Here is a 10,518-nt window from a genome sequence, read left to right as displayed (position 1 = left end):
GCGTGGCGGGGCGTGATGGTGTGGTGGGGGCTGGATTCGGCCATGGAACCGGTATGAGGACTAGCCCGTCCGTGCCATGCGCGGTCTGTACGCCGCTCCCTACTCTAGGAAGTCGGTGACGGCAGGGACGAGGTGATGCGCGTGGCTCCGGTTCGCGGTACGGCGGTTCAGGACCACGTGGCCCTCGCCGAGATCGAACTGTGCGGGGAGCTGATCATCGCGGCCTCCGCCGCCGAGGAACGGCTCAGCCTGGAGAGCATCGACGAGGTGCTCAGGGTGGCCGAGGAGCGCGAGGCCCGCGCCGGATGACGGGCGGGCCTCCTGCCGACGCTCCCCGTGGACGCGGGGGAGTGGTCAGGTCCGCAGCAGGCGGCCGATGGCCTTCGTGGCCTCCTCCACCTTGGCGTCGATCTCGTCGCCGCCCTTGACGGCGGCGTCGGCGACGCAGTGGCGCAGGTGCTCCTCCAGCAGTTGCAGCGCGAAGGACTGCAGTGCCTTGGTGGAGGCGGACACCTGGGTGAGTATGTCGATGCAGTAGGTGTCCTCCTCGACCATGCGCTGCAGGCCGCGGATCTGCCCCTCGATGCGGCGCAGGCGCTTGAGGTGCTCGTCCTTCTGCTTGTGGTAGCCGTGCACACCGCGGTCGTGGTCGGTCACGACCTCTTCGGTGGCCGCCCCGGCCTCGGTGGTCGTCATGATGTCCTCCAGACATATACCCCTACTGGGTATATCGTACCGAACTTTGCCGGGTATAGGGCCTGTGGCCGCCGCTGTCGGCGGCCTGTGGACCGGACCACCGGGCGGCCCCGCTGCCGGTCGCCGCAGGCGATGGGTGACACTGGTGGGCGGCCCATTAGCCGTGGCCGGATGATGCGCCTAGCATCAGCCTGACCGAAACCGATGCATCCTGAGGACCCCACGTGCGCTTTCGTCTGACCCCCAGGGAGACGAGCTTCTACGACATGTTCGCCGCGTCCGCGGACAACATCGTCACGGGCTCGAAACTCCTCATGGAACTGCTCGGGGCGGACACCGCCGGCCGGGCCGAGATCGCAGAGCGTATGCGGGCCGCTGAACACGCCGGTGACGACGCCACCCACGCGATCTTCCACCAGTTGAACTCCTCCTTCATCACGCCGTTCGACCGCGAGGACATCTACAACCTCGCGTCGTCCCTCGACGACATCATGGACTTCATGGAGGAGGCCGTCGACCTCGTCGTCCTCTACAACGTCGAGGAACTGCCCAAGGGCGTCGAGCAGCAGATCGAGGTGCTGGCGCGGGCCGCCGAGCTGACCGCCGAGGCCATGCCGAACCTGCGGACCATGTCCAACCTCACCGAGTACTGGATCGAGGTCAACCGGCTGGAGAACCAGGCCGACCAGATCCACCGCAAGCTGCTCGCCCACCTCTTCAACGGCAAGTACGAAGCGATCGAGGTGCTGAAGCTCAAGCAGATCGTGGACGTGCTGGAGGAGGCCGCGGACGCCTTCGAGCACGTGGCGAACACGGTGGAGACCATCGCGGTCAAGGAGTCCTGACCTCTTCATGGACACCTTCGCACTGATCGTGACCATCGGGGTCGCGCTCGGATTCACGTACACGAACGGCTTCCACGACTCGGCGAACGCCATCGCCACGTCGGTGTCGACGCGGGCGCTGACCCCGCGGGCGGCGCTCGCCATGGCCGCGGTGATGAACCTCGCGGGCGCGTTCCTCGGCAGCGGGGTCGCGCACACCGTCAGCAAGGGTCTGATCGAGACGCCCGAGGGCTCGAAGGGGATGGGCATCCTCTTCGCGGCGCTGGTCGGCGCCATCGTCTGGAACCTGATCACCTGGTACTTCGGGCTGCCCTCGTCCTCGTCCCACGCGCTGTTCGGCGGCATGGTGGGCGCGGCACTGGCGGGCGGTACGGACGTCATCTGGTCCGGCGTGCTGGACAAGGTCGTCATCCCGATGTTCGTCTCGCCGGTCGTCGGCCTGATCGCCGGCTATCTGGTGATGTGCGCGATCATGTGGCTGTTCCGCCGGGCCAACCCGCACAAGGCCAAGCGCGGTTTCCGGATCGCGCAGACCGTGTCGGCGGCCGGGATGGCGCTCGGGCACGGCCTCCAGGACGCCCAGAAGACGATGGGCATCGTCGTGATGGCCCTCGTCATCGGCGATGTGCAGAGCGCCGACGCCCCGATTCCGGTGTGGGTGAAGATCGCCTGTGCGGTGATGCTGTCGCTCGGTACGTACGCCGGCGGGTGGCGCATCATGCGGACCCTGGGGCGCAAGATCATCGAGCTGGACCCGCCGCAGGGCTTCGCGGCCGAGACGACGGGCGCCTCGATCATGTTCATGTCGGCGTTCCTCTTCAAGGCGCCGATCTCGACGACGCACGTCATCACGTCGGCGATCATGGGCGTGGGCGCGACCAAGCGGGTCAACGCCGTGCGGTGGGGCGTCGCCAAGAACATCGTGCTGGGCTGGTTCATCACCATGCCGGCGGCGGGGGTCGTCGCGGCCTGCGCCTTCTGGATCGTCAACCTGGTGTTCCTGTAGGGACGCCGCCAGGGCGGTGCCGCTGTGCCGGTGCCGCCCCCGTACAACGCGCGAGCCCGCCCCCCGGGAGCCAGGGGGCGGGCTCTTCTGCGTCCTCGCGGTGGCACCGCCATGCAGCACCGCGAGGGGTCCGGGATCTCTAGCCGAAGCGGCCCGAGATGTAGTCCTCGGTGGCCTGGACGGACGGGTTGGAGAAGATGCGCTCCGTGTCGTCTATCTCGATCAGCCGGCCGGGCTGGCCGACGGCCGACAGGTTGAAGAACGCCGTGCGGTCGGAGACACGTGCCGCCTGCTGCATGTTGTGCGTCACGATGACGATCGTGAAGCGCTCCTTCAGCTCACCGATCAGGTCCTCGATCGCGAGGGTGGAGATCGGGTCGAGCGCGGAGCAGGGCTCGTCCATCAGCAGGACGTTCGGCTCCACCGCGATCGCCCGCGCGATGCACAGACGCTGCTGCTGGCCGCCGGAGAGGCCCGAGCCGGGCTTGTTGAGGCGGTCCTTCACCTCGTTCCACAGGTTCGCGCCCTTGAGGGACTTCTCGACGACGTCCTGCAGCTCGTTCTTCTTGTATTTGCCGTTCAGCCGCAGGCCCGCCGCCACGTTGTCGAAGATCGACATCGTGGGGAACGGGTTCGGGCGCTGGAACACCATGCCGACCTCGCGCCGCACCGACACCGGGTCGATGCCGTGGCCGTACAGGTCCTCGTCGTCGAGGAGCACCTTGCCCTCGACGCGGCCACCGGAGGTGACCTCGTGCATGCGGTTCAGCGTGCGCAGGAACGTCGACTTGCCGCAGCCGGAGGGGCCGATGAACGCCGTCACCGAACGCGGTTCGACGGTCATCGAGATGTCCTCGATCGCTTTGTGGGAGCCGTAGTACGCGGTCAGTCCGCTTACGTCGATTCGCTTGGCCATGTCTTCTACTTCACTTCCGGAGTCGGTCGCTGTGGGGGTCGCCGTCAGCGACCGGTCTTCGGGGCCTTCCAGCGGGCGATGCCGCGGGCCACCATGTTGAGGATCATCACGAAGGCGATCAGCGTGAGCGAGGCCGCCCAGGCACGGTCGTACGCCGCCGTCGAACCCGCGCTCTGCGAGTACTGCTGGTAGATGTACAGCGGCAGGGACGCCTGCGCGCCCTCGAACGGGTTCGTGTTGATGAACGGGTTGCCGAAGACGAGGAGCAGGACAGGGGCGGTCTCACCCGCGATGCGGGCCACCGACAGCATGACGCCGGTGATGATGCCGCCGATGGAGGTCGGGACGACCACCTTCAGGATCGTGCGCCACTTGGGGATGCCCAGGGCGAGGGAGGCCTCGCGCAGCTCGTTGGGGACGAGCTTGAGCATCTCCTCCGTAGAGCGTACGACGACCGGCATCATCAGGATGGCGAGCGCCAGCGAACCGGCGAAGCCGAAGGGCTGCATGTCGAACATCAGCATGAGGCTGAGGATGAACAGGCCCGCGACGATCGACGGGATGCCCGTCATGACGTCCACGAAGAAGGTGACGGCGCGCGCGAGGTTCCCGCGCCCGTACTCCACCAGGTAGATCGCGGTGAGGATGCCGATCGGGGCGCCGATCAGGGTGGCGAGACCGACCTGTTCCAGGCTGCCGATGATGGCGTGGTAGATGCCGCCGCCGGCCTCGGAGTCGGCGACGACGCCCATGGAATGGGTCAGGAAGTAGACGTCCAGGACCTTCGTGCCGCGCTGCACGGTCGCCCAGATCAGCGAGGCGAGCGGCACGATGGCGATGAGGAACGCGACCCAGACGAGGGCGGTGGCGATGCGGTCCTTGGCCTGCCGGCGGCCCTCGACGCGAGCGGCGATGCCATAGGTGCCCAGCAGGAAGAGGAGGCCGGCGATCAGGCCCCACTGGGCGCGGCTGTCGAGGCCCCCGGCCAGGCCGATGACCACGGCCAGGGCGATGGAGCCGGCCGCGATGGCCCAGGGGGACCACTTCGGCAGGCTGGCGCCGCGCAGGGTGCTGGGGCGCTTGTCGTTGACGACGGCGTGGCTCATGCGTTGGCCCCCGAGTACTCCTTGCGGCGGGCGATGATCGCGCGGGCCGCGCCGTTGACCAGCAGCGTGATGACGAACAGGACCAGACCGGAGGCGATGAGCGCGTCCCGGCCGAATTCCGACGCCTCGTTGAACTTGCTGGCGATGTTCTGGGCGAAGGTGCCACCGCCCGGGTTGAGCAGGCTGGCGTGGATGTCGAAGTCGGGGGAGAGGACCGTGGCGACGGCCATCGTCTCGCCCAGGGCGCGGCCGAGGCCGAGCATCGACGCGGAGATCACACCGGAGCGGCCGAACGGCAGCACGGACATCCGCACGACCTCCCAGCGCGTGGCGCCGAGGGCCAGGGCCGCCTCTTCGTGCATCTGCGGGACCTGGCGGAAGACCTCGCGGCTGACGTTGGTGATGATCGGCAGGATCATGATCGCCAGGAGGATGCCGACGGTGAGCATCGAGCGCGGAGCGCCCTGGTCCCAGGAGAAGATCCCGGTCCAGCCCAGGTATTCGTCCAGCCAGCCGAAGAGGCCGTCCATCTGCGGTACGAGGATCAGGGCGCCCCACAGGCCGTACACGATGGACGGTACGGCGGCGAGCAGGTCGATCACGTACGAGATCGGGCTGCGCAGCCTGCGCGGGGCGTAGTGGGTGAGGAACAGCGCGATGGCCACGGCGATCGGGACCGCGAGGACCATGGCGATCACCGAGGAGACCACCGTGCCGAAGGCGAGGACCGCGATGCCGAACTTCGGCGGGATCACGCCGGTGTTCCACTCGAAGGCGGTGAGGAAGTTCGCGTCGTCCTTGCTGATGGCCAGCGAGGCCCGGTACGCGAGGAAGCCCGCGATCGCGGCCATGATCGCGAGCAGCAGGATGCCCGACCCGCGGGAGAGACCGAGGAAGATCCGGTCACCGGGCCGGGTGGCGCCGCGCGCCGCGCGCTTCTGCTCGGTCGTGGTCGGCGGGGCCGTGGGGGGAGGTGCTTGGTCAGTCTTCTGTGTCGATATGTCCATTGGGGTTCTCCGGTCTGCGGAGCCGCTCATGGGTGGGCGGCTCGGGCGGGGCCGGGTGTGCGTGCGGCCCCTGGCGGCGGTGCACCGGACGGTGCGGTCCGGGCCGGGTGACCCCGGCGCCGGACCGCACCTTCAGATCAGCTCAGGCCCTCGATGGTGGTGCGGACCTTGGTGATGATGGAGTCGGGGATCGGCGCGTAGTCGATGCCCGAGAGGATGCCCTGGCCCTGCTCGCTGGCCAGGTACCGCAGGAAGGCCTTGGTGGCCGGCAGGGTGTCGGCCTTGTTGCCCTTGTCGCAGGCGATCTCGTACGTCACCAGGGTGATCGGGTACGCGCCCTCGGCCTTGGTGGTGTAGTCGAGCTTCAGCGCCAGGTCGTTGCCCGTGCCGACGACCTTGGCGGCCGCGACGGCCTTGGTGGCGCCGTCGGAGGAGGCCTTGACCGGGGCGGCGGCACCCGTGTTCAGGGCGACGGTGCCGAGACCGTCCTTGGCGTACGACAGCTCCATGTAGCCGATGGCGCCGTTGGTCTGCTTGACGCCCTGGGCCACGCCGGAGGAACCGGACGCGGACTGGCCGCCCTTGGCCTGCCAGGCCTTGCCGCCCTCGTACTTCCAGTCGTTCGGCGCGGCGGCGATCAGGTACTTGGTGAAGTTGTCCGTGGTGCCGGACTCGTCCGAGCGGTGGTACGGCTGGATCTGGAGGTCGGGAAGCTTCGCGTCGGGGTTGAGCTTCGCGATGGCCGCGTCGTTCCACTTCTTGATCTTGCCGTCGAAGATCTTCGCCATGGTCGGCGCGTCCAGGACGAGGTCCTCGACACCGGACAGGTTGTACGCGACGGCGATCGGGCCGGCCACCATCGGCAGGTCGATGCCCTGGCCACCGGTGCAGACCTTCTTGGAAGCCTCGACCTCTTCCGGCTTCAGCGCGGAGTCGGAGCCGGCGAAGGCGACCGTGCCCTGCGTGAACGCGGTGATACCGGCGCCGGAACCGGAGCCCTTGTAGTTGACCTGGACCCCGTTGCAGGCCTGGGTGAAGTTCTTGACCCAGGCGTCGATCGCGTTCTTCTGCGCGGAGGAGCCGTCGGCGAGGAGCTGGCCCTTGGCGTCGTCACACTTGATGTCACTGGCGCCCGTGGCCGCGGCCGAGTTGCTGCCGCTGCCCTTGGTACCGGTGTCGTCGGAGCCGCACGCCGTGAGGGCCAGGGCGCCGGAGACGGCGAGAGCACCGAGGGTGAGGGCCCGCCGGTTCATGCGCTGAAGCTTCACTTGAGGGAGATCCTTCCAGGAGCCGCCGTCCTGAATCCGGCGGCGTGCGAAGACTGTGGCGGCACGAGCGCTTCCCTTGAAGGTCGCGCACCGCACCGGGTAAGGCCGAAATTAGGCAGAACAGGTGAAGCCGCCTATGGGCCTAAATGAACGCGGGGTGAACCCCTGGAGGCGGTGTGGTTAGGTCACGGAACGCTCACGCCGAGGACACAGGGTGATTCCGGCCGGAACCAGGGCTGGGACAGGCCTAGGTCAGGTGCAGAGCGGTCAGCAGCGCGTCGACGAGGGCGCCGTCCCTCGGCTGGGTGAGGCGTTCGCGGGCCGCCGCCGGAGGCAGCCAGAGCAGCCGGTCCACCTCGTCGTTCGGGACGAAACGGCCGGCCTCCGCCTCGGCCGCCCAGTAGCGGACCTCCTTGGGGCGGTCCTGGGCGACATAGCGGACGGCGTGCAGGTAGGGGCCCGGACACGCCGCGTACCCCGTCTCCTCGGCCACCTCGCGCAGGGCGCACGCCAGCCAGTCCTCGCCACGCTTGAGCTTGCCCTTGGGGTGCGACCAGTCGTCGTACTTCGGTCGGTGGACCAGACATAGCTCCAGCTCACCGCCGACCGGCGACCGGCGCCACAGGACGCAGCCGGCTGCCCGGACGGTGGTCGGGCCGGAGGTCCGGTCGGCGGTCTGGGCGGTGGTCCGGTCGGGACCGCCGTCGCTGCCGTCGCTGCCGTGCGGAGTGCCGTCGGGAGTGTCGTGGGGAATGCTCACCGGTCACCGCCTATCCGTGGGGCCTGCCGTATACGAACGCCGGCGTGCGGGCTACGACGTGTCGGTCAGGACGTGCCCGTGCCCGTGCCGATGGTCTGCGTCGGTACCGTCGTCGCGCCCGACAGCCGGTGCAGCGCCAGCAGCAGCCGGTCCAGGCGGGACTCGCAGGCGTGCTCCAGCGCCAGCGTGCCCGACAGCCAGGCCAGTTCCGGGCGGATCTCCTCCGACCAGCCGGGGTCCAGAAGCGGGCGGAACGTGTGCAGACTGGCGCTGATCCGGCGGGCCGAGCGGCGCAGGGCGCGCGCCGCGTCGACGGCGTCCGCCGTGCCCCCGCCCGAGCCGCTCGGCCCGCCGCCGGTCTCCCGGTGCAGGCGCAGCGCCCGGAGGAACTCGGTGGCCTGGCCCCGGAGATAGCCCGCGAGGGCCTCTCCGGTCACGGGCGGGGCGGCGGGCCCGGCCGCGGAATCCGTCAGGTCATGGTGTTGCTGTGCCACGCCGGCGCCTCCGGGCGTCTATGAGCATCTCCTGGACGTTGCGCAGGGGCTGGCCGTCCGCGTCGGTCGCGTGCCGGGTCCACTCGCCGTCCGGGCCGAGGTGCCAGGAGGCGGTCGCGTCCGACATTCCGGTCTCCAACAGCCTGTTCAGGGCCGCGCGGTGGGCCGGGTCCACGACCCTGACCAGTGCCTCGATACGACGGTCGAGGTTGCGGTGCATCATGTCGGCGCTGCCGATCCACACCTCGGGTTCACCGCCGTTGCCGAAGCCGAACACCCGGGAGTGCTCCAGGAACCGGCCGAGGATCGAACGGACCCGGATGTTGTCCGACAGGCCCGGCACGCCCGGCCGTACGGCGCAGATGCCCCGCACCCAGACGTCGACCGTGACACCGGCCTGGGAGGCCCGGTACAGGGCGTCGATGATCGCCTCGTCCACCATCGAGTTGACCTTGATGCGGACGTGGGCGGGACGTCCGGCACGGTGGTGCTGGACCTCCTTGTCGATCCGCGAGATCAGGCCGTCGCGCAGGGACTTGGGGGCGACCAGCAGCCGGCGGTAGGTCTCGCGGCGGGAGTAGCCGGAGAGCCTGTTGAACAGGTCGGAGAGGTCCGCGCCGACCTGCTGGTCGGCGGTGAGCAGGCCGAGGTCCTCGTACAGCCGGGCGGTCTTCGGGTGGTAGTTGCCGGTGCCGACGTGGCTGTAACGCCGTAGCGTCTCGCCCTCCTGACGGACCACCAGGGACAGCTTGCAGTGGGTCTTCAGGCCGACGAGGCCGTAGACGACATGGCAGCCGGCCTCCTCCAGTTTGCGCGCCCACTTGATGTTGGCGTGCTCGTCGAAGCGGGCCTTGATCTCGACCAGGACGAGGACCTGCTTGCCGGACTCGGCGGCGTCGATGAGCGCGTCGACTATCGGGGAGTCGCCGGAGGTCCGGTACAGGGTCTGCTTGATCGCGAGGACGTCCGGGTCGTCGGCCGCCTGCTGGAGGAAGGCCTGCACGGAGGTGGAGAACGAGTCGTACGGGTGGTGCAGCAGCACGTCCCGGTTGCGCAGCGCGGCGAATATGTCGGGCTCGGACGCCGACTCCACCTCCGCCAGATCGCGGTGGACGCCCGCGATGAACTTGCGGTACTTCAGCTCGGGCCGGTCGAGGCCGTGGATGCGGAAGAGGCCGGTGAGGTCGAGGGGGCCCGGCAGCGGGTACACCTCGGCCTCGCTGATCTTCAGCTCGCGCACCAGCAGGTCGAGCACCTCGCGGTCGATGGACTCCTCGACCTCCAGGCGCACCGGCGGTCCGAAGCGGCGCCGCATGAGTTCCTTCTCCAGGGCCTGGAGGAGGTTTTCGGCGTCGTCCTCCTCGACCTCGAGGTCCTCGTTGCGGGTGAGGCGGAAGGCGTGGCTCTCCAGCACCTCCATGCCCGGGAACAGCTCCTCCAGGTGGGCGGCGATGACGTCCTCGACGGGGACGAACCGGCCCGGGGAGCACTCCAGGAAGCGGGACAGCAGCGGCGGCACCTTCACGCGCGCGAAGTGCTTGTGCCCGCTGACCGGGTTGCGCACGATCACCGCGAGGTTCAGGGAGAGACCCGAGATGTAGGGGAAGGGGTGCGCCGGGTCGACCGCCAGGGGGGTCAGGACCGGGAAGATCTGATGCCGGAACAGGGTGAAGAGGCGGGCCTGCTCCTTCTCCGCCAGTTCGTTCCAGCGGACCAGGTGGATGCCCTCCTCCGCGAGGGCGGGGGCGACGTCCTCGTGGTAGCAGGCGGCGTGCCGGGCCATCAGCTCGCGGGAGCGGGCCCAGATCATCTCCAGCACTTCGCGCGGCTGGAGGCCGGAGGCGGAGCGGGTGGCTACGCCGGTGGCTATACGGCGCTTGAGCCCGGCCACCCGGACCATGAAGAACTCGTCGAGGTTGCTCGCGAAGATGGCGAGGAAGTTGGCCCGTTCGAGCAGGGGCGTGTTCGGGTCTTCGGCGAGTTCGAGAACCCGCTCGTTGAACGCGAGCCAGCTGCGCTCCCGGTCGAGGAAGCGGCCCTGCGGCAGCTGGGGCCCGTCGTACGGCGACTCCTCGTATCCGTCGAGGTCGGCGTCGATGTCGGGTTCCAGATCGGAGACCGCGGCGGCCACCGTGTGCGGGCGGTGCGCGGCTATGGAGCCCACGGAGGGCTGCTCGTGCTGGACCTTGGCCTGGGCGTGCGACTGGCTCATGGCCCCATTCTTCCGCGCCGACAGCGACACCGGCGCGTCGGAACGTGCGCGGGGGAGCGCGGCGGCGTTCCCGTCGAGGCGTTTGTCCTCGGGGGGAGGCGAAGGCTCGGGCACGGCACGGTTCATTGGCTGAGCGTCGCAAGGTCGTCTGAACCGATGGTTACGGAGACATGGCGTGCGGGATATCGGGGGGCGGCTCGCGGGGGTG

10 protein-coding genes and 1 pseudogene are annotated in these 10,518 nt (G+C 69.1%); 3 read left to right on the top strand and 8 right to left on the bottom strand.

Annotation, left to right across the window (positions count from 1 at the left end; all coding sequences use genetic code 11):
• Positions 1 to 141: 141 nt before the first annotated feature.
• Positions 142 to 309 carry a hypothetical protein gene (locus BZL64_RS40385; protein ID WP_167396239.1) on the top strand — a complete coding sequence of 56 codons (168 nt, stop codon included), beginning with the start codon at positions 142 to 144 and terminating at the stop codon, positions 307 to 309.
• 45 nt (positions 310 to 354) lie between these two features.
• Here the strand turns inward: BZL64_RS40385 and BZL64_RS34215 are convergent, their stop codons facing one another.
• On the bottom strand, positions 355 to 696 hold the full coding sequence (locus BZL64_RS34215) for a metal-sensitive transcriptional regulator (protein ID WP_073496857.1): 342 nt from the start codon (positions 694 to 696) through the stop codon (positions 355 to 357).
• Between the two features lie 224 nt (positions 697 to 920).
• Between BZL64_RS34215 and BZL64_RS34210 the strand changes: the two genes are divergently transcribed.
• Together BZL64_RS34210 and BZL64_RS34205 are read left to right on the top strand one after the other, a co-directional pair.
• Positions 921 to 1,541 (top strand): DUF47 domain-containing protein, encoded by a 621-nt coding sequence (locus tag BZL64_RS34210; RefSeq protein WP_073496855.1) that lies wholly within the window; start codon positions 921 to 923, stop codon positions 1,539 to 1,541.
• Between the two features lie 7 nt (positions 1,542 to 1,548).
• On the top strand, positions 1,549 to 2,547 hold the full coding sequence (locus tag BZL64_RS34205; RefSeq protein ID WP_086772969.1) for an inorganic phosphate transporter: 999 nt from the start codon (positions 1,549 to 1,551) through the stop codon (positions 2,545 to 2,547).
• 139 nt (positions 2,548 to 2,686) lie between these two features.
• On the opposite strand, the gene pstB is transcribed toward BZL64_RS34205, so the two are convergent.
• The 7 genes and pseudogenes from pstB to BZL64_RS34170 all read right to left on the bottom strand — a co-directional run bounded on the left by pstB (position 2,687) and on the right by BZL64_RS34170 (position 10,310).
• Positions 2,687 to 3,463 (bottom strand): phosphate ABC transporter ATP-binding protein PstB, encoded by a 777-nt coding sequence (gene pstB / locus BZL64_RS34200; RefSeq protein WP_086772968.1) that lies wholly within the window; start codon positions 3,461 to 3,463, stop codon positions 2,687 to 2,689.
• A gap of 44 nt (positions 3,464 to 3,507) precedes the next feature.
• Complete coding sequence (gene pstA / locus BZL64_RS34195; RefSeq protein WP_086772967.1) at positions 3,508 to 4,569, bottom strand: phosphate ABC transporter permease PstA; 1,062 nt, start codon at positions 4,567 to 4,569, stop codon at positions 3,508 to 3,510.
• Positions 4,566 to 5,576 (bottom strand): phosphate ABC transporter permease subunit PstC, encoded by a 1,011-nt coding sequence (gene pstC, locus BZL64_RS34190; RefSeq protein ID WP_086772966.1) that lies wholly within the window; start codon positions 5,574 to 5,576, stop codon positions 4,566 to 4,568. The genes pstA and pstC overlap by 4 nt, the downstream gene beginning before the upstream one ends.
• Before the next feature lie 137 nt (positions 5,577 to 5,713).
• Complete coding sequence (gene pstS / locus BZL64_RS34185; protein ID WP_086772965.1) at positions 5,714 to 6,844, bottom strand: phosphate ABC transporter substrate-binding protein PstS; 1,131 nt, start codon at positions 6,842 to 6,844, stop codon at positions 5,714 to 5,716.
• A 247-nt stretch (positions 6,845 to 7,091) separates the two neighbouring features.
• The gene (locus BZL64_RS34180; RefSeq protein ID WP_279634639.1) at positions 7,092 to 7,604 is read right to left on the bottom strand and encodes an NUDIX hydrolase; all 513 of its coding nucleotides are present in this window, start codon (positions 7,602 to 7,604) and stop codon (positions 7,092 to 7,094) included.
• An 89-nt stretch (positions 7,605 to 7,693) separates the two neighbouring features.
• Positions 7,694 to 8,098, bottom strand: a pseudogene (locus tag BZL64_RS34175) (CHAD domain-containing protein); the annotation flags it as partial.
• Positions 8,079 to 10,310, bottom strand: a complete 2,232-nt coding sequence (locus BZL64_RS34170; protein WP_086772970.1) for an RNA degradosome polyphosphate kinase — start codon at positions 10,308 to 10,310, stop codon at positions 8,079 to 8,081. The pseudogene BZL64_RS34175 and the gene BZL64_RS34170, both read right to left, overlap by 20 nt.
• Between the last annotated feature and the right edge of the window lie 208 nt (positions 10,311 to 10,518).

The sequence above is a fragment of the Streptomyces bobili genome, from assembly GCF_002154575.1.
GTDB classification, from domain to species: domain Bacteria; phylum Actinomycetota; class Actinomycetes; order Streptomycetales; family Streptomycetaceae; genus Streptomyces; species Streptomyces bobili.
This window is presented reverse-complemented; position numbering and strand designations above follow the sequence as displayed.